The following is a 26233-nucleotide window of genomic DNA, read 5'->3' on the forward strand; positions in this document are numbered from 1 at the left end:
TGTGTAATTTATCTCCTGTAGATGATATATAAAAAATTAACATTAATGTATATTGATTTTTTGTATTTTATTGATAATCAGAACTTTTTATTTGGGTTCGGCGGAGTGTATGTTAAATAAAAAAGGAAACATTAAGCAGTTGTTAATATAGTAATCTGATGTTAATATAAACTTAACATTAGTAGGGCAATTTTGTGCAATAAAAAATCACAAATGAAAAAGCTCTACTTTATTATTTTAACACTAATAATTATTGGGGTTGGGGGCGTTGCAAACGCTCAGATCACCACCTCGGTACTTACTGGTAAAGTTACAGATCAAAAGGGTGCTACACTGCCAGGTGTAACCATCACTGTACTTAACACCAGCACAGGTACCCGGTATGGTGCACAAACCAACGCCGAAGGCCGTTATTCAGTTAACAACATTAACGCGGGTGGCCCTTACACAGTAACCGCTACCTTTATCGGTTATAAAAAAGACGAACGCAGCGACCTTACGCTTCAATTAGGTAATGCTACTTTAAACTTTGTATTGCAGGATGAAACTACTACGTTGCAGGAAGTTAAAGTAAAAGCATCGGCTGGTCCGGCTAAAACAGGTGCAAGCACCCGTATTGGTCAAAACCAGATCCGTACGGCTCCATCAATTAACCGTAGCTTACAGGATTTAACAAGGAATACCCCTCAAAGCAATAACAACTCGTTTCAGGGTACCAACTACCGTTACAATAACGTAACGCTTGACGGTGCTATCAATAACGACGCGATTGGTTTCAGCCCTTCATTAGGCGGTCAGAACAATGCTTCAGGCCAGGTTGGTAGCAGCACACGTACAAGCCCTATCTCGCTTGATGCTATCCAGGATATCCAGGTTTATGTTGCTCCTTACGATATCAAAATTGGTAACGTATTAGGTGGTAGTATCAATGCTGTAACCCGTAGCGGTACAAATGATTTTAGCGGTGCTGTTTACGGTTACGGCCGTGGATCGTTCATGGTAGGTGCCAACAATGCCAAAGCTGCTTTAGGTGGCGACGGATCAAAACTTAACGATTTTCATGATTACCAAACCGGTATCCGTTTAGGTTTCCCTATCATTAAAAACAAATTATTCTTCTTTACCAACGAGGAAATTGCCCGCAGGCAGGATCCTGTAATCCGTGGTTTAGATCATAATGGCTCGGCCAATATCCTGAGCCAGGCTGATGGTGATAAATTGGTTACTGCATTTAAAACATTTACAGGTGGTATCGACCCAGGTACATATAATAACACCACGATATTTTCTAACTCAAACAAATTCTTTAACCGTTTGGATTGGAATATCGATGATCACAACCAGTTAACTATCCGTAACAATACTATCAGCTCAAAAGCTACTAACTTAGAGCGTGATCAGCAGAACTTCCGTTTCAGCGGTATTGATTACACTTCGCACAATAACTCAACTTCGACAGTTGCTGAGCTAAAATCAAGATTTTCAGGCAACTTGAGCAATAGCTTGGTATTAGGATATTCTGCGGTACATGATTATCGTGATCCTAATTCAAACCCGGCGTTACCTCAAATCGAGATCACTGGTCGTACTCCTGGTACAACTATATTCATGGGTACTGACCGTGAGGCCGCTATATTTGATATGCACCAGAAAACAGCTGAGTTTACTGATAACCTTACCTGGACAAAAGGTAAACATACGTTCACTTTCGGTACTCACAACGAGTTTTACAACATCACTTATAACTTTGTGAACGCGTGGAACGGTCGTATTGCCTATAACAGCATTGAAGATTTTGTTAATAATGCCCCAGCACGCGTACGTGCCAACTTTAATTACACCGATAACACACGCGATTATATCTTAGCGCACCCTTCGGCTCAGTTTAAAGTTAACTTGCTTAGTTTATATGGCCAGGATGAAATCCAGTTAACTGATAATTTCAAATTGACTGTGGCTTTACGTGCCGATTATGCTGGTGTGCCAAACAAACAACCATTGAGTGATAAAACAACCAATGCTCCGGTTGATCCAAACTATGGCAATACTTTTACATATACAAAGCCAAGAGATATCAAACAAAATTACTTGGGTAACATTGAGTGGAACCCACGTGTATCATTTAATTATGATGCAAATGGTGATCAAAGCGTTATTTTGCGTGGTGGTAGCGGCTTCTTTACCGGTCGTGTTCCGTTTGCGTGGTTTGGTTATGCGTTTTATAACAACGGTGCTACTTATGGTGCATATGATAAAAGATCATCTGCAGGGCCGTTTACAGCCGGTACTAACCCTATACAAGCACCTGCTAACGGTGGTTTAAATTTCGTTAATCAACAAGGTGGTGTTAATACAAGTTCTACGGGCGCTACCCAGGTTGATATGATCGATAACAACTTCAAAATGCCACAGGTATGGAGAAGCAGTTTAGCTGTCGATTATACTACCGACAACCAGTGGAAATTTACTGCAGAAGGTATTTATACCAAGGTTATTCATGACTTGAAATTTCAGCAGGTAAATACCAAGGATAGCGTAACTTATTATCCTTATGATACCCAGCATCTGCAGCCTATATTTATTAACAAAGGCATCAACTCAAAATATACCAACGCTTACCTGTTATCAAACACCAGCGAAGGTTACCGCTACAGCGCGACTGTACAGGTAGCTAAATTTACCCAATTTGATCCGCAGAGTGCGTTAAACTTCTCAGTTGCCTATACCTATGGTCACTCTAAAGATGTTACCAACGGTATCCGTAACTCAATGGAGTCAAACTGGCAGTTAAACCAGGCTTTAAACCCTAACAATCCAGGTTTAGCTAACTCAAACTTTGATATCCGTCACCGTATCGTATCAAACGTAAACTTTAAACACGATTGGGATGCTGCCCACAACTATACAGCTAACTTCTCTTTCTTCTTTAGCGCGCAAAGTGGTAACCCATATACTTATGATACCTATCCAAATGCTACAGATGGAACAGGTCAGCAATTGAGCTTGGCTTACATCCCTAACAGGGGCGAAACATCTAAGTTTATCGTTGATCAGGTAAAAAATGGTGTAGTAGTACAAACTGCCGCACAACAAGTAGCTGCGTTTGATGCATTTATTGATAACGATAAGTATTTAAGCTCACGTCGTGGTCAGTTTACCGAACGTAATGCTGCCTTTACACCTTGGAATAATCAATTGGACTTCCGCTTTACTCAAGACTTTAAATTTGGCAATGGTAAACACAAACAGATGATCACATTTACTTATGACATCATTAACCTTACCAATTTATTGAATAAGAGCTGGGGCCAGTATTATTTCTCAGCAAATACATTCAACTCTTCGGCAAGTGTTGGCTTAACACCTGTAAGCAAATTACCAGGTGCATCTGGCGGCCCTACATTTGTTAAAGATGGTAATGTTACATCATACCCAACTTACAATTTCAGCAACCCAGGTGTACCATACTCAGTTGATTTGTTCGCTTCACGCTGGCAAATGCAGTTTGGTGTACGTTACAGTTGGTAATTGTAAAACAAACTATAGCTAATGAAAACGCCTCCGATGTTCATCGGAGGCGTTTTTGTTTTGGGATGATTTTACTTATTTGAATTATAGTCGTAAAAAAAAGAGAGATTGCTTATTGGGCTTATCTCTCTCTTTTATTAAGTTGAACCAACTATAAATTTTTCCCCAGTTTATCCAGTATATCCTGCGGCACCTTCTCAAGGTCAAGTACCAGGAAGCCGTCAAGGCAATCGGCAAATTTAGGGTCGATGTTAAAGCTGATGATCTTTGCGTTGAGGGCAATGTACTGGCGCAGCAATACAGGTACTTTCATATTGCGGGTTTCTACCTCCGATATCAGGTTATCAAGGCCTTTAAAGCTATCTTCGCCGGCCATGAGCAGGTCGGTATCAATTTTGGAAAAATCAACCTTGAATTTTTTGCGCGGTTTAACATATTGCGCCATTTCATGATCAAAGTGATTGCGGTTGATATAATCAACAATAAGAGATTTGGAAAACTTGGAAAACGAGTTACTGATACTTACCGGGCCTATTAGGTAACGGTACCGTGGGTTATCTATCAGGAATTTCAGGATGCCCTTCCACAGCAGAAATAGCGGCAGCGGTTTGGTCTGATATTCTTTGCGGATCCATGAACGGCCCAATTCAAGGCTGCGGCGCAATACCGGGATAAATTGCGTTTTAAGCTTAAACAATTCATTTACATAAAATCCTTTTTTGCCTACGCTGTAAAAAATTTCATCGCCTAAACCAATCCGGTAGGCGCCTACTATCATTTTGGCCTCAAAGTCCCAGATAAACAGGTGATGATAGTAGATGTCATACTCATCAAGGTCGATGCTTTTATTGGTGCCTTCGCCTACTTCACGGAAGGTGATCTCCCGTAAACGACCTATCTCGCGGATTACGTTAGGGATAGTTGAGGTAGGTACAATAAATACCTCGTAGTTTTTTTCCGTCCAGACTTTATAATTTTCGCGTAGCGGCTCAATCTCTTTTTCCAGAATAGTGCGATCTATTTCAGGAGCTATATCTTCGGCTTCGCGCTTAATTTTAAACAGGTTGCGCGGACTAAAGATCTTCTTTTCCTCTTCTAAACCGGTGCCTAATGCGTAGGTGCGTGCACGCAAAAAGTTAAGGAGCTTGGTACTGTTGGTATACTCCGGGATTTCGGTTACATTGATAGGCTTGCCTATTCGTAATTTAATGGTGTGCCCGTGTTTGTTAAATAACTCTGACGGTAGTTTTGCGGTGCGCAGCGCAGGGTGCAGCAGGCTAAGCAGGTTAAATAGCAGGCCATTGTTGCCATGAAAATAAATAGGCACAACCGGCACTTTAGCTTTAGCTATGATTTTGCCTACAACGGGATGCCACATTCGGTCGGTTACCTGTTTTTGCTCTACTTTGAAGGTTGATACCTCACCTGCAGGGAAAATACCTATCGGGGTACCCTGGTTTAACAGTTCGAGCGTGTTTTTTAAACCGCTGATGCTTGATGAGTGTTCAACGTTTTCAAAAGGGTTCACGGCTACAAAGTAGTCGGCAAGGTTTGGGATCTTTTTAAGCAGAAAATTGGCCATCAGCTTTGAATCGGGGCGGGCCATGCACAGGATCTTTAGCAATACCATGCCTTCGATACCTCCGTAAGGATGATTGGCTATGGCTATAAAACTGCCGTCTTTGGGTATATTGCGTAGTTCACGCTCGTCAAATTCAATATCAATACCGCAACCCTCTAATATAGCATCAACAAACTCAGGGCCTTGCTTGGGCTGTGCCTGTGCAAACAGGTCATTAACCTGGTTTATTTTCATTAGTTCCATCAATAAAGCGGCCAGGCCCGGCATTTTCAACTTATCCAGTTTGGTGGCTTTGGCAAACTCTTCGGTGGTTATAACTTTCATTGTTTATAAGCAGTATGTTTAACAAATAAATATCCTAAATTTTTATTTAATTTAACGCCAGGAATGTATATAAATGAGGTCGCAAATTAAAAGCTACCTATCCATCACTAAAAAGGAATGGAACGGAATGGTAGTGTTGATTATTTTAATTGCAATGGTTTTGTTGGCCCCTTATGCGTTCCAGCCAAACCGCAAAGATAATACAATAAATTTTAAGGCTTTTGATAAAGCGATAGCCAATGCCGATAAAACAGGCGATTTAATATCAAAGGAAAATACTTTTACAGGTGGTCATAATGGCGCGTCAGCCGTACTCTTTAAATTTAACCCCAATAATTTGCCGCTTAACAGCTGGATAAAGCTCGGACTTACTCAGCACCAGGCACAGGTGATCAAGCATTATGAAGAAAAAGGCGGGCGGTTTTTTACCAGGGGCGATGTGCAAAAAATGTACAGCATTAGCCCGGAAACATATAAACGCCTTGAACCTTACATCAACCTGCCCGATGGCCCTGCCTATCATATAAATAAAGCCAAACCGGGCGAATTAATAGAGATCAACAGTGCTGATTCGGCGCGGCTTACCATGATCAGGGGGATAGGCCCGGCCTTTGCCCGGCGTATTGTGCACTACCGCAATCGGGTAGGCGGGCTTTACAGCAAAGAACAGTTGAAGGAAGTTTATGGCATCAACGAAGAAAAATACAACCAGATTAAAGAAGGGATTACTGTTGACGGCAAGCATATAATTAAAATAAATATTAACACCGCTACATTTAATGAACTCAGGCGCTTTCCGTATCTGAGCTTTAAGCAGATGGACGCCATTGTAGCTTACCGCGACGAGCATGGTAATTACAATACTTTGACCGACATGAAAAATATTGCCATACTTAATGACGGAATTTTGCGTAAAATTGGGCCTTATTTAGTTTTCAAATGATAGCTCAGCAAATTAAAGCAGCGATAAGGGATATTCCTGATTTTCCGAAACCGGGGATTGTTTTTAAAGATATTACGCCTATACTCAAAGATCCTGCATTGTGCGAAAATATCATTGATGCTTTTGTTGAGCAATTGCAAGACACAAGGATAGATGCAGTGGCCGGTATCGAAAGCCGGGGCTTCCTGTTCGGGCTTACGTTGGCTACCAAATTAGGGGTTTCGTTTGTCCCTGTACGCAAGGCCGGTAAGCTGCCGTTTACCATAAAACAAAAAGCTTACAAGCTGGAATATGGTACTGCTACCATCGAGCTGCATACCGACGCCTTTGAACCCGGTCAGCATATATTATTGCATGACGACCTGCTGGCTACCGGCGGTACGGTGACTGCGGCAAGCGAACTCATCAAAGAAATGGGCGGTGTAATTGCCGGCTTTTCTTTTGTGGTTGGGCTTGGCTTTTTGAATGGCAGGGAGCGCATTGCACCTATTTGTGATAAGTTGGTGGTGCTGGCCGATTATTAATCATTGTTTTTTTAGTGCTGAAAATGCCCAGGTTAGGGATAGAAGCGGATACCGGCCAAAAGCATAATGCCTGCAGGCATATGAGCAGAGCCTGGGCTGGAGGCGATGCTATGAATAAGAAACAGGCCCAATTAAAAAATAAATTTCCAGCTTTTTTAACCCTTCTTATCATGACTGTCTTGGTAGTAGGTGGGCTATGGTGGTTAGCTGTTGTGAGCGATAGGAACAGGGCTGCAAATTTAAAAGAGATCAATAGCAACCCTGCATATGGTAAGGGTGTTATTACCAAGATTTTTTACTACAAAGGTCATTCGTTACGCGTACAATATACGATAGGTAATGTGACATACGAACACATTGGTGGTTGGACAAAAATCCTAACCATCTTGGTAAAGACGATTCGGTTAGGTTTAAGTATTCGATAAATAAGCCTGAATTGATCATAACAGAGATGGAAAACGAATATTGATTGTCTCGAACTGTTAGAACGGTACCTTACTTTAATTTCCTGAAAAATATTTTTCACCAATTTCCGCTTCCCAAAACCACTCTATTTCAACTAAACCTATAATTCATACCGGATACTAAATCGTTCTTGATTTGCAGGCTTTTACAGGCAAACCAATCTCATTTTTTATACGTTATTTTGTTAATAACCAATTATAAATGTATATATGGATGCTTTGTTAACAGATACCCAGCCAGCCGGTGGGTATGATTTTGCTATGAACGAAAATCAGCAAATGGTTGGCCATATGGCCAAAGACTTTGCCGAACGCTATATTAAACCTCATGTAATGGAGTGGGATGAGGCCCAGCATTTCCCTATAGATTTATTTAAGCAACTGGGCGGGTTAGGCATGATGGGCGTTTTTGTGCCCGAACAATATGGTGGCTCGGGCTTCGGTTATTTTGAATATGTAACTGTGATCAGTGAGATAGCCAAAGTTTGCGGTGCTATTGGGTTATCGGTTGCTGCTCATAATTCGCTTTGCACCGGGCATATCCTGGCCTTTGGTAACGAAGAACAAAAACTTAAATGGCTGCCCAAACTGGCTACCGCAGAGTGGCTTGGCGCCTGGGGATTGACTGAAGCCAATACTGGATCGGATGCGCTGGGCATGAATACCACCGCCGTTTTGGATGGTGACCATTATGTTGTTAACGGCTCCAAAAACTGGATAACCCACGGTAAATCGGGCGATGTGGCGGTGGTGATGGTACGTACAGGTAATAAAGGTGATTCGCACGGAATTTCGGCACTCGTGATTGAAAAAGGTACACCAGGATTTACGCATGGCAAAAAGGAAAACAAACTGGGCATGCGTGCTTCTGAAACTACCGAACTTATTTTTGACAATTGCCGTGTGCTTAAAGAAAATTTACTGGGCGTTGAAGGCGAGGGCTTTAAACAGGCTATGAAGGTGCTGGATGGCGGAAGGATTTCGATAGCGGCCCTTTCTTTAGGGATTGCCAAAGGTGCTTTTGAAGCGGCTGTTGCTTATGCTAAAGAGCGCCATCAGTTTGGACAACCTATAGGCAATTTTCAGGGGATAGCATTTAAACTGGCCAATATGGCTACTGAAATTGAAGCGGCTGAACTGCTGGTGATGCAGGCCGCTGACTTGAAAAATCGCCATAAACCAGTGACTAAACAATCGGCCATGGCTAAATATTTCGCCTCTGAAACGGCGGTGCGTACAGCTACCGAGGCTGTTCAGATCTTCGGTGGATATGGGTATACCAAAGATTTTCCGGTTGAGAAATTTTATCGTGATTCCAAGCTCTGTACCATAGGTGAAGGAACAAGTGAGATCCAGAAAATAGTGATCAGCAGGGAAGTGCTGAAATGATAGACCGTAGGTTACTATTTTGCACTTTAAGTCGGCTTTTCTTTCGATAGTCTACCAAATTGAAGGGAGTAGTTCAGCAACAACGGGCTTAAAAGCGAATTTTTGGATTTACATATTGTCAGCTTTGTGTCATTTAATCTCCGATAAAGTGTTACTTATCTTAGTTTATATCACGTAAATATATTGTTACATTGATTTATCGACGAAGAAAACATGATTTAAATAATGTTTTCTTAAAGTTTTTGTGCCCGAATCAAGTCCCTTCCTGAGCGTTTGATCAAGCGTTTTTTCCAATTTTGACGTAATGTTGCAGGCTTCGGTCTGCTAATTTCTTCCTGTGATTTATCGCTAAAGTTAATTTGGTTGAGCTTTTGATTTACAACGGATTATAAAGCAAATTAGGAAAATGCCTCGCGCATTTTCCTAATTTATAATTAACAATATTAACTGACTTATTACCGGCCGGATCTAATCGGCCATATGGTATTAACGACTGCAAAGGTAATTTCTTGTTGATTATTTCCTAAAATATTCACCATGGTTAAATTATTTTTTGTAAAGGAAATATTACATTATTATGTTGTTTTATTTTACCCTTCGATATTAAGTTTGCTGCCTTAACTATTAGCTAAATTTTTTCTATGAAAAAACGATTACTACTCATTTTGTGCAGTTTCGTATTTGCTGTAACACAGCTATTTGCGCAAAATCACACTGTTACCGGTACGGTAACAGCCAAGGAGGACGGTCTTCCTCTGCCGGGCGTATCGGTTAAAATAAAAGGTACAGTAACCGGTACCCAAACTACCGTCGACGGTAAATTTTCCCTTAGCGTTCCAAACAACGCGGTTTTATTATTCAGTTTTATTGGTTACGCTACACAGGATGTGCCTGTTGGCGGTTCATCAAACCTTAAAGTGGTTTTAGAGGCATCAAGCCGCGGCCTTAATGAGGTAATTGTAACTGCGTTAGGCATCACAAGGCAGCAAAAATCATTAGGTTACGCTGCCCAGCAGGTAAAAGGTGATGATCTTAGCGTTACCAAGCAATCTGATCTTAATACTGCCCTTGCAGGTAAAATTGCTGGTGTGCAGGTGTTAGGCGGTTCTGGTGCAAAATTTGGTACATCAACTATCCGCATCCGTGGTATTAACTCATTATCAGGCGGTAACCCAATTTATGTAGTAAATGGCGTGATTACCGATCCAAACGCGGTGAACAATGATGACATCGAATCAGTTTCGGTGTTAAAAGGCCCTGCTGCTACTGCCCTCTACGGTCAGCGTGCATCTGAAGGTGCTGTTGTTATCACACTTAAAAAAGGTTCAAATAAAGGGGTTGGCGTATCAATTAACCAATCAACAACTTTTGAAAAAGTTTACCAGTTACCTGAGTATCAAAACGAATACGGTGGTGGTACCAGCGTTAAATGGGATACGTATACTTATGATCCTGCTAACGGATCTCCTGCTTCATTCGCTAAATTTAACGGTACAAAAATTTACGATTACGGAGTTGATGAAAGCTGGGGTCCTAAGATGGATGGTACGCTTTATGCTCCATGGTATTTCTGGGATCCAACAAACCCCGACTTCGGTAAATTAAAACCATTTGTTGCGCAGCCTAATAATGTTCGTGATTTTTACCGCACAGGTGTTACCTATAACACCAATGCTGCTTTTTCAAAAGCAACCGACGATTATAACCTGAGGGTATCATATACCAATATTGAACGTACCGGTATCACTCCAAACAGCGATCAAAAACGCAATAGTGTAAGCTTAAACGGCGAATTGAAACTTACAAAAAAGTTAACTGTAAGTGCTAACGCCAACTTTTCGCAGATCAATTCATTCAACATTCCTCAGGAAGGATACGGAACACAAACTGCCGGCTCTTTCAGTCAGTGGTTTCACAGGGACGTTGAAATTGACAAGCTTAAAAATTACAGGAGGGCCGATGGTACATTTACATCATGGAACATTACCAGCCCCGATGATTTAACGCCGCACTACTGGGATAATCCATACACCGAGGCGTATGAAAATACTTCAAAATCAAATAATAACCGTGTTTACGGTAACTTAACTTTAAGCTACCAGTTTACTAAAGATATCTCTGCATCATTTATTGCAAGAGAAGATTTATTGAACCGCGATGCGAGCGCACAGGTAGGTTCAGGTACACTTAACCCTGATGCTTACTCACAAAACCAATATACTTACAAAGAAAACAACTATGTAGGTAACGTATCATACAGCCATAACTTTAAAGACCTGTCTGTAAAAGCCGGTGTATATGCCGAATCACGCCAGGACCGTTACACTTATCTATCTGGTGCAACCGTAGGTGGCTTAGCTATTCCAGACTTGTATACACTAAGCAACTCTGCAAACGCGGCAACGTCATTTAGCTATAACGCTCTTTCAAGGGTAAACAGTTATTATGGTTATACTTCATTTGGTTATAAAGACTTTTTATACCTCGATTTCAATGCCCGTAATGACAGGTCTTCAACTTTACCGGTAAACCACAATTCATATTGGTACGGTGGTTTGTCTGGCTCATTTGTGTTTACCGAACTTATGCCTAAAAACGACATATTAACGTTTGGTAAACTGAGGTTATCAGCAGCTAAGTTGGGTTCTGATGCACCTATTTACTCAACATTTCCAACTTATAACTTAAGTACTACTCCACACGGAAATGATGCTGTGCAAACAGTACCTAATACTTTACCAAATGCAAATTTAACACCAAGTCTTTCAACCTCGTACGAAATTGGTACCGAGTTACATTTTATAAAAGACAGGATTAAGTTTGATTTCAACTACTATACACGTACTACTAAAGATCAAATCCTGTCATTGCCTGTTAATGGTACAACCGGTTATTCAACAGTTGTTATCAATGCAGGCTCTATCCGTAACAATGGTATCGAAATCAGCCTTGGTGGTACTCCAATCAAATCGAAAGATTTTACCTGGAATGCCGATTTCAACCTTTCATTTAACCGTAACAAAATCGTTTCTCTTTACCCTGGTGTAACTAACGTTAAGGTAACTCCTGATGGCCTTGGCGGTTATGGGTTAGCAAGTGGTAACCAGGCTGCGGGTTCACAAAGCTTTGGTTTTGTTGGTTCACCAAGCTTTGGTATTAACGGGTACCTTGGTCAGTCATATGGTCAGATCATTGGTTCAGGTTTTGCCCGCGATGGTAAAGGAAATATCATAATTGGTGCCGATGGTCTTCCGGTAAGGCAGGACAATGTTAACCTTGGCAGCATGTTGCCAAGCTACACAGGCGGATTTACCAACTCATTTAACTACAAAAACGTGGTACTTGCTTTCTCTCTTGATTTCCAGAAAGGCGGTAAGTTTGTATCAATTACCCAGCAAAACCTTAACGGGTCGGGCTTAGGTATCGAAACTATTGGCAACAATGCTAAAGGTAACCCGGTACGTAACCCTGTAGCCGAAGGCGGTGGTACCCTGGTTGCAGGTGTACATGCCGATGGTACCCCTAATACTACTTATGTAGAAACCCGTACCTTATATGAACAATCATATAGCCAGATTTGGGAAAAATGGGCTTATGATGCTTCATACGTTAAATTAAGAGAAGTTAGCATCGGTTATTCGTTCCCTAAAAAGATGTTAGGCAGACTGCCATTCCAAACTGCTTACTTTGGTATTACAACCCAAAACCCATGGATGATCTATTCGAAGGTTAAAGGTGTTGACCCGTCGCAATTGCAAACTTCATTTTATGAAGGAGGCCAATTGCCAAATACCAGAAACTTAGGGTTCAATATTAAGGTAACATTCTAATAAGTTCTTCAATCATGAAAAAATCATATATCAGTAAATATATAATCGGGGCTGGTATGTTTATACTTGCCTCATGTAAAGTGGGCGGCGATTTAAACGTTAACCCTAACCAGTCACCTAACGCGCAAACCGGTTACCTGTTAACAAGCGCGCTGCAGTATTTGGGTGGTATTAACGGTGCTGGTGCAACAACCAATATTAACTCGTTCACCGGCGAATTGTATTCACAATATCTTGCCGAAACATTTTATACCAGTGAATCGCAGTTTTCGTTAAAGCAATATGACTACCAGGGGTATTACACTGGCCCGCTTGAAGATTTGCAAACACTGATCCAGTTTAATACCGATCCGGCTAAGAAAGGCCTGCAGTCAACAATTAAATTTGGTTCAAATGCTAATCAGATAGCAGCAGCGCGTATTTTAAGGGCATTTGTATATCTTACCATTACCGATAGGTGGGGCGATATCCCATACTCTCAGGCATTAAATGGTGTATCTGGCTTAACCCCCGTATTTGATGCACAAAAAGATGTTTACGCGGCTTTGATGAAAGAACTTGACGAAGCACAGGCGCAATTTGATGCAGGCGCTGGCTTAACAAGTGATATTTTATTTGGTGGCGATAACACTAAATGGAAACATTGGGCAAATTCGTTGCACGCTATTATGGCATTAAGGCTTTCAAAAGTTGATCCAACAACAGGTAAAGCAGAATATGCAAAGGCGGTTGCAGGTGGTTTAATGACTTCAAACGATGATAACGTTGTTTATGATTACCTGGCCATTCAAACTAACGAAAACCCTTACTTTACTAATTACCGTAACCGTTATGATTATGCTGTAAGCAGCTTGGTAATTAATACCTTAACCGGTCTTAATGATCCAAGGTTAGCAGTTTATGCGGCACAAACAGCTTCAAAAACATACGTAGGTTTACCTTACGGGACTTTTGGAGATGCTTTAGGTAATTATAACAAAGGAACACGCACTAAACCCGGTAATGTATCATTAATTGGCTTAGCTGTTTCAGGTCAGGCATCACCAACCGTATGGACATCATACGCCCAGATCATGTTTACACAGGCTGAAGCTGCCCACCTAAACTGGATTGCTGGTGGCGATGCTGCCGCTGCCGATTTCTATAAAAAAGGTATGGCCGCATCATTGGAGCAAAACGCTGTTAGTTCGACTGACGAAAGTGCTTATCTTGCACAGGCATCGGTTCAGTTTTCGGCTGCAAATGCGATGAACCTAATCATGACCCAAAAATGGATTGCCGGTTTCTTGGGCAACGGATGGGAATCATGGGCAGAGTACCGTCGTACAGGCTTGCCTAAACTGCTTGATCCGGTTCCGGGTTCACTAAGCCCTGATCAAAAGATCCCACGCAGGCAACAATATCCGCAAACGGAGTTTGACCTTAACAAAACCAATTACAATGCTGTAATTGCCCGTCAGGGCCCGGATGCGCTTAATACAAGGGTTTACTGGGATAAACAATAATTGTTGATTACAGATTATGAGAACAACAAAGGCTGCCATTGGCGGCCTTTGTTGTTTATGTGTGTTTTTAGAATGGAGTTTTTATTTGGTATTAACATATTAGATTTAAGATAACTTAACAAATTGTATTTTCTTAATCGAGCTGTCTTAGTTTGCCCTGAGGGGTAATTTATTGACGAGAACTGTAAAGTTGTGACGCTTTACGGACTCGTACCGTCAAACTCCGTTAGAGGATTACCTGGATGGATTCCTGAAAAATAATTAGTCTACTTTCACCGTATTGTTGAGTTTATGTTTAAGATAAGTATTTAAAGGTTTGTATAAGGAGATAGTGTTTGTAAATATTAAATTTGTATTCCTGCAAAAACTTTGGTTTATAAAGCATATTATGACAAGAGAAAAATCAGGGAAAATTATTTTCACTATTGCAGGCACTGTTGTTTTGCTGGGTATAATAAGGGATATTAACTATAAAAGGAACAAAGAAGCTGCATTAAAAGATGGGGTAACGGTTAAAGGGATTGTAGTGGAAAAGCGGAAAACCAGAAGTACTACCATTATTTATGTAGAATACGATTATAAAGGTGTACGATTGCATTCGGATTTTTCCGTAGGGAGTGATACTTTCAAAGTTGATGAAAAAGTTATCCTGAAAATTTCAAAGCAAAAGCCAGGTGAATACATGGAGTTTATTGGTAAGGCGAGATAAACAAAATAGGTAAGAAATTCATTTATAAAGGCAGGGACTGTTTTTATAAGAGATGTATAAGAAAAGACAGCGGGAAAATATCATTTACTAAAAGTAAATGATATTTTCTGAATAATTTCTATTGCATAAGCATCCACGATTTGCTGCTTTTTGGTTCAATGAGTATCTTGTCGTTATTAACTTTTATATGGATGAAATCCACGACATCAACATAATCTATAAAATCAAAAAATAATTCCCGCTCTCTATTTGATATTCAAAACATTGTGATTATCTTTGCCCTCCCTTGAAAGGAGGTATTTTAGGAATTATGATCATTATTAACGTAAAAGACGGCGAATCATTAGACAAAGCATTGAAACGCTTCAAAAAGAAATTCGAAAAAACAGGTGTTTTAAGAGAACTACGCAGTCGTCAGGCTTTCGAAAAGAAATCTGTAACCCGTCGTCATGTTGTTAAACATGCTATATATAAACAAGGTTTAAACCAGGAAACTGTTTAATTCTTTTTTGTTGAAAAGAATTAATTAATTTCTTGACACTATATTAAAACTATTTGTACATTCATCATCCCGGATGTATAAATAGTTTTTTATGTTTTTAGCGCGTTTTATCCAATACATCAAGTATGAAAAGCGGTACTCAGTGCACACTGTTTCCGCATATCAGTCTGATCTGGATCAGTTCATGCGCTTTTTAAACAATCCCGGCGGTGCCGATCCCGCACCTGAGCCGGTTATTACCCATCCATCGCAGGTAAGCTATCATGACATCCGTAACTGGATGGTTGAACTTATTGATCAAAAACTTACAGGCCGTTCGGTTAACCGCAAAATGGCTACGCTGCGCAAATACTTTAAATTTTTATTGCAGGAAGGTGTTGTTGAAACTAACCCCGTATCCAGGGTACGGTCGCAAAAGGTTGCTAAAACTTTGCCCGTAGTAGTTGAAGATGCGCGCCTCACAAAAATGTTAGATAGTGATGACATTTTTACAAATGATTTTCCGGGTTTGCGCGATAAGCTTGTTATTGAACTTTTGTTTGGTACTGGCATGCGCCTTGCCGAACTGTTAGGTATTAAGGAACAGGACCTTAACCTTGATGGGGGAGTGGTGAAGGTATTGGGCAAACGCAACAAGGAACGCATCATCCCTGTTAATAATGAGCTGAAGATCCTGCTGCCTGAATATTTAGGATTAAAGAAAAATCAAAATTTCGATAACAATTCCTTTACATTAATCGTTACAAACAAAGGAGCGGATGCTTATCCGAAATTGATTTATTTAATAGTGCAGAAATACCTTTCCAACATATCAACCCAAAATAAACGGAGCCCCCATGTGCTCAGGCACACGTTTGCAACCACCATGCTAAATAACGGGGCCGATTTAAATTCAATAAAAGAACTTTTGGGGCACGCCAATTTAAGCGCTACCCAAATTTATACGCACAATTCAGTTGAAAGATTAAAATCTATTTATAAACTCGCCCATCCAAAGGCTTAAAAAGGAGGAAACATGAAAATTACAGTGCAGTCAATTCATTTCACCGCAGACAAGAAACTTTTAGATTTTATTCAGAAAAAGACGGACAAGCTTGATACATTTTATGACCATATTATTAGCGGTGAAGTTTACTTAAAGCTTGAGAATGTGGAAGATGAATGTAATAAGATAACGGAGATCAAATTATTACTACCCGGCAATCAGATATTCGCGAAAGAGAAGTGTAAGAGTTTTGAGGAAGCTACCGATCTGGCGGTTGAAAGCCTGAGGAAGCAAATTGAAAAGCATAAACAAAAGAAGGCCCTTGCTGATGCCACAGCCAAAAAAGCTGTTTTAACAGCAGCAGAAGAGGGTTTTTAATATTATAACAAGGCTTATTTTAAGCTTAAATCGGCAGGTTTTTAGCCTGCCGATTTTTTTTGATAAAAAATTTTGACGTGGTGTTATTTTTTGTAGATTTGCAGTCCCTTTCGGGGAGGTATTTAACGCCTTAAAAAAAAGTTAAAATAGTTCTTTAAAATATCAAAAAGCTTATTACTTTTGCGCTCCGTTATCGGAAGCCACTTTAGGTTTAAATAACGAAAAGGCAAATTTAAATATAAGCCTCCTTAGCTCAGCTGGTAGAGCAACTGACTTGTAATCAGTAGGTCATTGGTTCGATCCCGATAGGAGGCTCAGTTTTTTTCGGATTGAGGTGTTTAGCTTCAATTTTGGACATCACAAATCCGGAAACAACTACTGGGGGGATACCAGAGCGGTCAAATGGGACGGACTGTAAATCCGTTGCTTCGGCTACGAAGGTTCGAATCCTTCTCCCCCCACATATTGAGTAAGCAGTTTATAATTCGCAGTTAGCAATAAGTTAACGGGATTGTAAACTGCTGACTTGATTAAAGAGGTTTGAGGAATGGAGTTTCATTAATTGAAGACAACAAACCAAAAGCTTAACAAGCGGAAGTAGCTCAGTTGGTAGAGCGATAGCCTTCCAAGCTATAGGTCGCGAGTTCGAACCTCGTCTTCCGCTCGGTGATATCGGATTTCGAATTTTCGATATCAGATTTGAACTAAGCAAAATAAGATGCCGGGCAGGTAAGTAGAGGAAGGAAAAAAAATCCGAAATCGAATTTCCGAAATCCGAGATCAAAAATAAGCCGACGTAGCTCAGGGGTAGAGCACTTCCTTGGTAAGGAAGAGGTCATGGGTTCAAATCCCATTGTTGGCTCGGTGTTATAAAACATACATTAAAGTTAAAATTAACCTACAAAAATAATTTATAGATCATGGCAAAAGAAAAGTTTGACCGCAGTAAGCCGCACTTAAACATCGGTACAATCGGTCACGTTGACCACGGTAAAACAACCCTTACCGCAGCTATTACTAAGGTTTTGGCTGATGCAGGTTTATCAGAAGCTCGTTCATTTGATTCAATTGACTCGGCTCCTGAAGAAAAAGAACGTGGTATTACCATCAACACTGCCCACGTTGAATATTCAACAGCTAACCGTCACTATGCACACGTTGACTGTCCAGGTCACGCGGATTATGTGAAAAACATGGTTACTGGTGCTGCTCAGATGGACGGTGCAATCATTGTAGTTGCTGCAACTGATGGTCCGATGCCACAAACCCGCGAACACATCCTGTTGGCACGTCAGGTAGGTGTACCTGCACTTGTTGTTTTCATGAACAAGGTTGACATGGTTGATGATCCGGAATTATTAGAATTAGTAGAAATGGAAGTTCGTGAATTATTATCATTCTACGAATTCCCAGGCGATGATATCCCAGTTATCCAGGGTTCTGCATTAGGTGGCCTTAACGGCGATCCTACCTGGGTTGGTAAAATCATGGAGTTGATGGACGCTGTAGATAGCTACATCCCTATCCCTCCACGTTTGACAGAACTTCCTTTCTTAATGCCTGTTGAAGACGTATTCTCAATCACTGGTCGTGGTACTGTTGCTACTGGTCGTATTGAGCGTGGTGTAATCAACTCAGGTGAGCAAGTTGACATCCTTGGTATGGGTGCTGAAAACTTGAAATCAACTGTAACTGGTGTTGAGATGTTCCGTAAGATCCTTGATCGCGGTGAAGCTGGTGACAACGTAGGTTTATTGTTACGTGGTATTGAGAAAACTGATATCCGTCGTGGTATGGTTATCTGCAAACCAGGTTCAGTAACTCCTCACACCGATTTCAAAGCAGAAGTTTACGTATTATCAAAAGCAGAAGGTGGCCGTCACACTCCATTCTTCAACAAATACCGTCCACAATTCTATTTCCGTACTACTGACGTTACTGGTGAGATTTCATTAGAACCAGGTATAGAAATGGTTATGCCAGGTGATAACGTTACTATCAACGTAAAATTGATCAACGCTATTGCAATGGAAAAAGGCTTACGTTTCGCTATCCGTGAAGGTGGCAGAACAGTAGGTGCTGGTCAGGTGACTGAAATCGTTAAATAATAACATTTCAAAAAGGTTAATTTGAAAACATAAGTTTAGCCTCCAACGGCAAACTTATGTTTTCTTATTATAAATGATACACGGGAATAGTTCAACGGTAGAATAGAGGTCTCCAAAACCTTTGATCAGGGTTCGAATCCTTGTTCCCGTGCTTAAGCACAATATAAAAATGGCAGGCGTAGCTGAATATATTAAAGAGTCATACATCGAGTTAACCGAAAAGGTTACCTGGCCTACATGGCGCGAGCTGCAAAGCAGCGCTGTTTTGGTATTGGTTGCCGCTATAATTATTGCGCTGGTTATCTTAGGTATGGACCAGATCATTAATTATTTGCTTAAACTGTTTTACACATCACTAACATAATATCAGGGAGACGGAGATGAGTGATCAATTGAAATGGTATGTAGTTAGGGCTATTAGTGGTAAGGAAAAAAAAGTTAAACAATATATAGATGCCGAAATTAGCCGTTTGGGCATTAGTCATTTGGTACCACAGGTATTAATACCTACCGAAAAGTATTACCAGATGCGCGATGGAAAGAAGATCGCTAAAGAGCGTAACTACTTTCCGGGCTATGTGCTTATGGAAGCTGTTTTAGATGGCGAGACCGAGCACATCATAAAAAACATAAACAGCGTTATAGGTTTCCTGGGTGATAAAGCCGGAAATGCTATTCCGCTTCGCCAGGCAGAAGTTAACCGTATTTTAGGCAAGGTTGACGAAATGAGCTCGCAGGGCGAAACCATGAATGTACCTTATTATGTTGGCGAGGCCGTTAAAGTCATGGACGGTCCTTTCAACGGTTTCAGCGGCGTTATCGAAGAGGTTAACGAAGAGAAAAAGAAACTGAAAGTAATGGTAAAGATATTCGGGCGCCGTACGCCGCTTGAATTGAATTACATGCAGGTAGAGAAAGAATAGTTTTCAAACAATTTCGGATATCGGATTTTCGATTTCGGAATTTTTGAATTTAAAATATAAGATGAAAGAGGAGGGAGATAAATCCGAAATGGAAAATCCCAAATCCGAAATCAAAACAACCTTAAATGTTACTTAGCTTCCACTTACTAACATTGAGTTATAATTAAAGTAAATTAAAATGGCAAAAGAGATCGGTGCAATGGTAAAGCTGCAAGTTAAAGGCGGCGCCGCAAACCCATCACCTCCAATTGGCCCTGCATTGGGTGCAAAAGGTGTGAACATCATGGAGTTTTGCAAGCAATTTAATGCACGTACCCAGGATAAACCTGGTAAAATATTGCCTGTTTTGATTACTGTTTATGTTGACAAATCTTTCGAATTTATCATCAAAACCCCTCCGGTTGCAATCCAGTTATTGGAAGCAACAGGTTTAAAAAGTGGTTCAGCAGAGCCCAACCGTAAAAAAGTTGCCAATGTAAATTGGGAGCAGGTTGAAACTATTGCTAAGGATAAAATGGTAGATCTGAACGCATTTACAGTTGAATCAGCCATGAAAATGGTGGCAGGTACTGCCCGTAGTATGGGAATCACCRTATCAGGTACGGCTCCCTGGAATTAAATTGATTTAGGATAGCGGATTTTTGGTTTTCATTAATCTCTGATCTCAAATCTCAAATCAAGAATTAAAAATTTATACAAATCAGTTTAAGACAGTGGCAAGATTAACAAAAAATCAAAAAGCGGCACTCTCCAAAATTGAGGCAAACAAATCGTATTCATTAGAAGCTGCATCAGCTTTGGTAAAGGAATTAACCTTAACTAAATTTGATTCATCAGTTGATATAGACGTTCGTTTAGGTGTTGACCCGCGTAAAGCCAATCAAATGGTGCGTGGTATTGCAACATTACCTCATGGAACCGGCAAAACTGTACGTGTATTAGTGCTTTGTACTCCTGATAAGGAACAAGAAGCAAAAGATGCAGGTGCGGACTTTGTAGGTTTGGATGATTATATTGCCAAAATTGAAGGTGGATGGACTGATGTTGATATTATCATCACTATGCCAAGTGTTATGGCAAAGGTTGGTCGTTTAGGTCGTATTTTAGGCCCGCGTAACCTTATGCCAAACCCTAAATCAGGTACAGTAACTCCAGAAGTTGGTAAAGCTGTAACTGAGGTTAAAGGTGGTAAAATCGACTTCAAAGTTGATAAAACAGGTATCATCCATACCTCAATAGGAAAAGCATCTTTCCCTGCAGATAAAATTTATGAGAATGCATTAGAAGTATTGCAAACCATCTCTAAATTGAAGCCATCTGCAGCAAAAGGAACATATTTCAAGAGCATTCATATCTCTTCAACTATGTCGCCAGGAATAACAGTTGAAACTAAATCAGTAGCGGGGATCTAATCATGAATAAAGAAGAAAAATACGACCTTGTTGTAGCCCTAACTGAGCAAATGCAGGAGTTCGGTAACTTTTATATTACTGATACTTCAGATCTGACAGTTGCAAAAATCAACGACATTCGTCGTCAGTGTTTCGAAAGCGACATTACGATGAAAGTAGCTAAAAATAGCTTGATTAAAAAAGCTATGGAAGCTGCCGGCGGCGATTACAGCCCAATATTTGATGTATTAAAAGGTTCATCATCTATCTTTTTTTCAAAATCAGCAACAGCTCCGGCCAAGTTGATCAAACAATTAAGGAAAAAAGGTGAAAAACCAATTTTAAAAGCAGCTTATATTGATTCAGCGATATTTATCGGTGACAACCAGATTGATACTTTGATCAAACTAAAATCAAAGGAACAACTGATTGGCGAAGTTATCGGATTGCTACAATCACCTGCGAAAAACGTTATTTCAGCATTACAATCAGGCGGAAATACAATTGCAGGCCTTGTAAAAACATTACAGGAAAGAGGTTAACGAACACCTTTAAGTTCGATAATAACAAACAAAAAGCATTAAAAGTAAAAATTTAAATAAAATGGCGGATTTAAAAGCGTTTGCTGAACAGTTGGTAAACTTAACAGTAAAAGAAGTAAACGAATTAGCTCAAATCTTAAAAGATGAGTATGGTATTGAGCCTGCTGCTGCAGCTGTAGCTGTTGCTGCTGCTCCTGCTGGTGGCGATGATGCCCCTGCTGCTGAAGCAGTACAAACTGCATTTGACGTTATCCTGAAAGAAGCAGGCGGCGCTAAATTAGCAGTTGTTAAATTAGTAAAAGACTTAACTGGCCTTGGTTTGAAAGAAGCTAAAGATCTTGTTGACGGTGCACCAAAAGAAGTTAAAACTGGTGTAACTAAAGAGGAAGCTGAATCTTTGAAAAAACAATTAGAAGAAGCCGGAGCAGTAGTTGAGGTTAAGTAATTTAACCTACTGAAATATAGCATCAAGACTCCGACCATAACGGTCGGGGTCTATTGCTGTTTATAAAGGTTTGGAGTGCAGATATCCGATAGGAGATGATAGATATGAGATTTAAGATATGAGATTTTTGCCGCTTGCTTTAGCGGCATCTGTCTGAATCGTATTTCTGTTCTCAAATCTCAATGCTCATGTCTTAAATCCTAAATCTCACATCTATCAAGTTTATTAATAAACTAAAATTTAAATACCTTGGCAAACAATAATAATCAAAGAGTAAACTTTGCAACCAGCAGAAAGGTGCTTGAGTACCCTGATTTTCTGGATGTTCAGTTACAATCTTTCCAGGAATTTTTTCAATTGGAAACCACTTCCGACAACCGTTATAAAGAAGGGCTGTTTAAAGTGTTTGCCGAAAACTTTCCTATTTCAGATTCAAGAAACATCTTTGTCCTGGAGTTTCTTGACTACTTTATTGATCCGCCACGTTATGATATACAAGAGTGTATTGAACGCGGATTAACTTACAGCGTACCATTAAAAGCCAAGCTTCGCCTGTCATGTAATGATGAGGAGCACGAAGATTTTGAAACAATTGTACAGGACGTGTACCTGGGCACTATCCCATACATGACCCCTAAAGGTACATTTGTTATTAATGGTGCCGAGCGCGTAATTGTATCACAGTTACACCGTTCGCCAGGTGTGTTCTTTGGTCAGAGCCGCCATACCAACGGTACAAAATTATACTCGGCCCGTGTTATCCCTTTCAAAGGCTCATGGATTGAGTTTGCTACAGACGTTAACAACGTGATGTACGCTTACATTGACCGTAAAAAGAAATTCCCGGTTACTACGCTGCTTCGCGCCATTGGTTATGACTCTGATAAAGATATATTAGAGTTGTTTGAACTGGCCGACGAGGTTAAAGTAAGCAAATCAGGCCTTAAAAAATATATTGGCCGTAAGCTTGCTGCAAGGGTACTTAAAACATGGATCGAAGACTTTGTGGATGAAGATACCGGTGAGGTAGTTTCTATCCCTCGTAATGAGATCATCCTTGAGCGTGAAACCTTATTGGAAGACGATCATATTGATATGATCATCGACTCTGGTGTTAAAACCATCATCCTGAACAAGGAAGATGCTTCAACCAGCGGTGATTATACTATTATATACAATACCTTACAGAAAGATACTTCCAACTCTGAGAAGGAAGCGGTTGAGCACATCTACCGTCAGTTACGTAACGCTGAACCACCTGATGAAGAAACAGCACGTGGTATCATCGATCGTTTGTTCTTTTCAGATAAAAGATATGACCTGGGCGATGTGGGCCGCTACCGCATCAACCGTAAATTAAAACTGAGCACTTCGGAAGAAACTAAAGTTTTAACCAAGCAGGATATCATCGCGATTGTTAAATACCTGATCAAATTAATCAACTCAAAAGCCGAGGTGGATGATATTGATCACTTGTCAAACCGTCGTGTACGTACCGTTGGTGAGCAGCTTTATGCTCAGTTTGGCGTAGGTTTAGCACGTATGGCCCGTACCATCCGTGAGCGTATGAACATTCGTGATAACGAGGTGTTCACACCAACCGACCTGATCAACGCGCGTACATTATCATCTGTGATCAACTCGTTCTTCGGAACAAACCAGTTATCACAGTTCATGGACCAAACCAATCCACTGGCAGAGATCACGCACAAGCGTCGTCTGTCAGCCTTAGGCCCCGGCGGTCTGTCGCGTGAGCGTGCAGGTTTCGAGGTTCGTGACGTTCACTACACCCACTACGGTAGGTTGTGTACTATCGAAACTCCCGAAGGTCCGAACATTGGTTTGATCTCATCACTTTGCGTGCATGCCAAGATCAACAACTTAGGCTTTATCGAAACACCGTACAAACGTGTGGTTGAAGGTAAAGTAATGGTTGATGAGCCGGTTATCTATTTATCTGCCGAAGATGAAGACGGTAAAACCATTGGCCAGGCAAACGCAGTGTATGACGATAAAGGTGAGTTTGCATTGCCACGTGTAAAAGCACGTTTCGAAGGCGACTTCCCGGTTATCGAACCAGAGCGTCTGGATTTAATGGACATTGCTCCAAACCAGATCACTTCAATCGCGGCTTCACTTATTCCATTTCTGGAGCATGATGATGCTAACCGTGCATTGATGGGATCGAACATGCAACGCCAGGCCGTACCATTGTTACGCCCTGAAGCGCCAATTGTTGGTACCGGTTTGGAAGGTCGCGTAGCAAAAGACTCTCGTACCCTGATCAACGCCGAAGGCGATGGTGTGGTTGAGTATGTTGATGCTAATGAGATCCGTATTAAATATGACCGTAACGAACTTGATCGTTTGATCTCGTTTGAAGGAGATAGCAGAAGCTACCGCTTAACCAAGTTTAAGAAAACCAACCAAAGCACTACTATGAACCTTAAGCCTATTGTTAAAAAAGGGCAGAGGGTTGAAAAAGGTGAGGTACTTTGCGAAGGTTACGCTACCCAAAATGGCGAGCTTGCATTAGGCCGTAATCTTAAAGTAGCGTTCATGCCTTGGCAGGGATATAACTTTGAGGATGCGATCGTAATTTCTGAGCGTGTTGTTTCACAAGATATATTTACCTCAATCCACGTTGAAGAGTTCGAGCTTGAAGTTCGTGACACTAAACGCGGTGAGGAAGAGTTAACACCAGATATCCCTAACGTATCAGAAGAAGCTACTAAAGACCTTGACGAAGACGGTATCATCCGTGTAGGTGCTGAGGTTAAAGAAGGCGACATCCTGATTGGTAAGATCACCCCTAAAGGTGAATCAGACCCATCACCGGAAGAAAAACTGTTACGTGCTATCTTCGGTGATAAAGCCGGCGACGTTAAAGATGCTTCATTGAAAACCCCGCCGTCAATTGCCGGTGTTGTTATCGATACCAAATTATTCTCACGTGCTAAGAAAACTTCAAAGGCTGAAGAAAAAGCACAGTTAGAGAAATTGGATAACAAGCATGACAAAGCTGTAAAAGATCTTAAAAATACTTTGATCGAAAAGTTATTTGAGATCGTTAACGGTAAAACTTCGCAAGGTGTTTATAACGTTTACAAAGAGTTACAGGTTCCTAAAGGTGTTAAATTCACCCAGAAAATATTAGTTGAGCTTAATTACGATAATATTAACCCAACTAAATGGACTACTGATGATGATAAAAACGATCAGATCAAGATCCTTCTTCACAACTTCAACATTAAGTTTAATGAGGAGCTGGGTGCCTATCGTCGTGATAAATTCGCTATCAGTGTGGGTGATGAGCTTCCATCAGGTATCGTGCAAATGGCTAAAGTTTACATCGCTAAAAAGCGTAAGCTCAAAGTAGGTGATAAAATGGCAGGCCGCCACGGTAACAAAGGTATTGTTGCACGTATTGTACGTGACGAAGACATGCCTTTCCTTGAAGATGGAACACCGGTTGATATTGTGTTGAACCCGCTGGGTGTACCTTCACGTATGAACCTGGGCCAGATCTACGAAACCGTATTGGGCTGGGCCGGTAAAGAGCTTGGTATAAAATTCGCTACTCCTATTTTTGATGGTGCAAGCCATGAAGAAGTGGAAGAGTGGGTTAAGAAAGCCAACTTACCTGAATCGGGCCGTACCTATTTATACAATGGTTTAACAGGTGATCGTTTTGATCAGCAAACTACTGTAGGTATTATCTACATGCTGAAATTAGGTCACATGGTTGATGATAAGATGCACGCCCGTTCAATCGGACCGTACTCATTGATCACACAACAACCATTGGGTGGTAAAGCACAATTTGGTGGTCAGCGTTTTGGTGAGATGGAGGTTTGGGCACTGGAAGCATTTGGTGCATCAAACATACTGCAGGAGATATTGACCGTTAAATCGGATGATGTTATCGGCCGTGCCAAAACATATGAGGCTATTGTTAAAGGTGAAAACCTGCCAACGCCATCAGTTCCTGAATCATTCAACGTATTGGTTCATGAGTTACGCGGCTTAGGTTTGGATATCACTTTAGAGTAATTATTGAATTATTGAGGGATTGAATTATTGAGTAATTCAGTCCTTCAGTAATTTTCGAGCAATCAATAATTCAATAATTCAGTCCTTCAATAATTAAAAATAAAGGAG

At 40.7% G+C, this 26233-nt stretch carries 20 protein-coding genes and 5 tRNA genes; 24 read left to right on the top strand and 1 reads right to left on the bottom strand.

Going from position 1 to position 26233, the window contains the following annotated elements:
* Positions 1-213 precede the first annotated feature (213 nt).
* Entirely contained in the window at positions 214-3528 is a 3315-nt protein-coding gene (locus AC1DUD_RS03710; protein ID WP_477371734.1) for a TonB-dependent receptor, read from the top strand.
* 151 nt (positions 3529-3679) lie between these two features.
* On the opposite strand, the gene AC1DUD_RS03715 is transcribed toward AC1DUD_RS03710, so the two are convergent.
* The gene (locus AC1DUD_RS03715; RefSeq protein ID WP_477371736.1) at positions 3680-5434 is read right to left on the bottom strand and encodes a lysophospholipid acyltransferase family protein; all 1755 of its coding nucleotides are present in this window, start codon (positions 5432-5434) and stop codon (positions 3680-3682) included.
* A gap of 73 nt (positions 5435-5507) precedes the next feature.
* On the opposite strand from AC1DUD_RS03715, the gene AC1DUD_RS03720 reads away from it, so the two are divergent.
* From AC1DUD_RS03720 to rpoB, 23 genes are all read left to right on the top strand, one after another.
* Positions 5508-6377 carry a ComEA family DNA-binding protein gene (locus AC1DUD_RS03720; protein WP_477371738.1) on the top strand — a complete coding sequence of 290 codons (870 nt, stop codon included), beginning with the start codon at positions 5508-5510 and terminating at the stop codon, positions 6375-6377.
* The gene (locus AC1DUD_RS03725) at positions 6374-6901 is read left to right on the top strand and encodes an adenine phosphoribosyltransferase (RefSeq protein WP_477371740.1); all 528 of its coding nucleotides are present in this window, start codon (positions 6374-6376) and stop codon (positions 6899-6901) included. Before AC1DUD_RS03720 ends, AC1DUD_RS03725 begins: the two co-directional genes overlap by 4 nt.
* An 80-nt stretch (positions 6902-6981) precedes the next feature.
* Entirely contained in the window at positions 6982-7326 is a 345-nt protein-coding gene (locus tag AC1DUD_RS03730; protein WP_477371742.1) for a hypothetical protein, read from the top strand.
* 249 nt (positions 7327-7575) lie between these two features.
* On the top strand, positions 7576-8754 hold the full coding sequence (locus AC1DUD_RS03735; protein ID WP_477371744.1) for an acyl-CoA dehydrogenase family protein: 1179 nt from the start codon (positions 7576-7578) through the stop codon (positions 8752-8754).
* Positions 8755-9395: 641 nt separating this feature from the next.
* Entirely contained in the window at positions 9396-12584 is a 3189-nt protein-coding gene (locus AC1DUD_RS03740) for a SusC/RagA family TonB-linked outer membrane protein (RefSeq protein ID WP_477371746.1), read from the top strand.
* 14 nt (positions 12585-12598) lie between these two features.
* The gene (locus AC1DUD_RS03745) at positions 12599-14089 is read left to right on the top strand and encodes a SusD/RagB family nutrient-binding outer membrane lipoprotein (RefSeq protein ID WP_477371748.1); all 1491 of its coding nucleotides are present in this window, start codon (positions 12599-12601) and stop codon (positions 14087-14089) included.
* A gap of 388 nt (positions 14090-14477) precedes the next feature.
* Positions 14478-14798 (top strand): hypothetical protein, encoded by a 321-nt coding sequence (locus AC1DUD_RS03750; RefSeq protein WP_477371750.1) that lies wholly within the window; start codon positions 14478-14480, stop codon positions 14796-14798.
* Positions 14799-15108: 310 nt separating this feature from the next.
* A complete protein-coding gene (gene rpsU / locus AC1DUD_RS03755) occupies positions 15109-15300 on the top strand; it encodes a 30S ribosomal protein S21 (protein ID WP_022833144.1) in 192 nt (63 codons plus the stop codon).
* A gap of 91 nt (positions 15301-15391) precedes the next feature.
* Positions 15392-16303, top strand: a complete 912-nt coding sequence (locus AC1DUD_RS03760) for a tyrosine-type recombinase/integrase (RefSeq protein WP_477371753.1) — start codon at positions 15392-15394, stop codon at positions 16301-16303.
* 12 nt (positions 16304-16315) lie between these two features.
* Positions 16316-16663 (top strand): ribosome hibernation-promoting factor, HPF/YfiA family, encoded by a 348-nt coding sequence (gene hpf / locus AC1DUD_RS03765; RefSeq protein WP_110585434.1) that lies wholly within the window; start codon positions 16316-16318, stop codon positions 16661-16663.
* A gap of 242 nt (positions 16664-16905) precedes the next feature.
* Positions 16906-16978: transfer RNA gene (locus AC1DUD_RS03770), tRNA-Thr, on the top strand.
* 65 nt (positions 16979-17043) lie between these two features.
* A tRNA-Tyr gene (locus AC1DUD_RS03775) sits at positions 17044-17124 on the top strand.
* Between the two features lie 130 nt (positions 17125-17254).
* Positions 17255-17327: transfer RNA gene (locus tag AC1DUD_RS03780), tRNA-Gly, on the top strand.
* 126 nt (positions 17328-17453) lie between these two features.
* A tRNA-Thr gene (locus AC1DUD_RS03785) sits at positions 17454-17525 on the top strand.
* A gap of 58 nt (positions 17526-17583) precedes the next feature.
* A complete protein-coding gene (gene tuf / locus AC1DUD_RS03790) occupies positions 17584-18771 on the top strand; it encodes an elongation factor Tu (RefSeq protein ID WP_477371756.1) in 1188 nt (395 codons plus the stop codon).
* An 80-nt stretch (positions 18772-18851) separates the two neighbouring features.
* Positions 18852-18922, top strand: a tRNA-Trp gene (locus AC1DUD_RS03795).
* An 18-nt stretch (positions 18923-18940) separates the two neighbouring features.
* Positions 18941-19135, top strand: a complete 195-nt coding sequence (gene secE / locus AC1DUD_RS03800) for a preprotein translocase subunit SecE (protein ID WP_090529653.1) — start codon at positions 18941-18943, stop codon at positions 19133-19135.
* Positions 19136-19151: 16 nt separating this feature from the next.
* Positions 19152-19694 carry a transcription termination/antitermination protein NusG gene (gene nusG, locus AC1DUD_RS03805; RefSeq protein ID WP_330859559.1) on the top strand — a complete coding sequence of 181 codons (543 nt, stop codon included), beginning with the start codon at positions 19152-19154 and terminating at the stop codon, positions 19692-19694.
* Positions 19695-19872: 178 nt separating this feature from the next.
* A complete protein-coding gene (rplK, locus tag AC1DUD_RS03810; RefSeq protein WP_477371759.1) occupies positions 19873-20313 on the top strand; it encodes a 50S ribosomal protein L11 in 441 nt (146 codons plus the stop codon).
* A 94-nt stretch (positions 20314-20407) separates the two neighbouring features.
* Positions 20408-21106 (top strand): 50S ribosomal protein L1, encoded by a 699-nt coding sequence (gene rplA, locus AC1DUD_RS03815; RefSeq protein WP_091145359.1) that lies wholly within the window; start codon positions 20408-20410, stop codon positions 21104-21106.
* A 2-nt stretch (positions 21107-21108) separates the two neighbouring features.
* Positions 21109-21627, top strand: coding sequence for a 50S ribosomal protein L10 (gene rplJ, locus AC1DUD_RS03820; protein ID WP_110585431.1), 519 nt, complete (start codon positions 21109-21111; stop codon positions 21625-21627).
* A gap of 61 nt (positions 21628-21688) precedes the next feature.
* Positions 21689-22072: a 50S ribosomal protein L7/L12 gene (rplL, locus tag AC1DUD_RS03825; protein WP_073405423.1), complete on the top strand. Its 384-nt coding sequence runs from the start codon at positions 21689-21691 to the stop codon at positions 22070-22072.
* Positions 22073-22321: 249 nt separating this feature from the next.
* Entirely contained in the window at positions 22322-26125 is a 3804-nt protein-coding gene (gene rpoB, locus AC1DUD_RS03830; protein WP_477371763.1) for a DNA-directed RNA polymerase subunit beta, read from the top strand.
* The last annotated feature ends 108 nt before the right edge of the window (positions 26126-26233 follow it).

It is taken from the genome of Mucilaginibacter sp. P4_A11 (assembly GCF_056402535.1).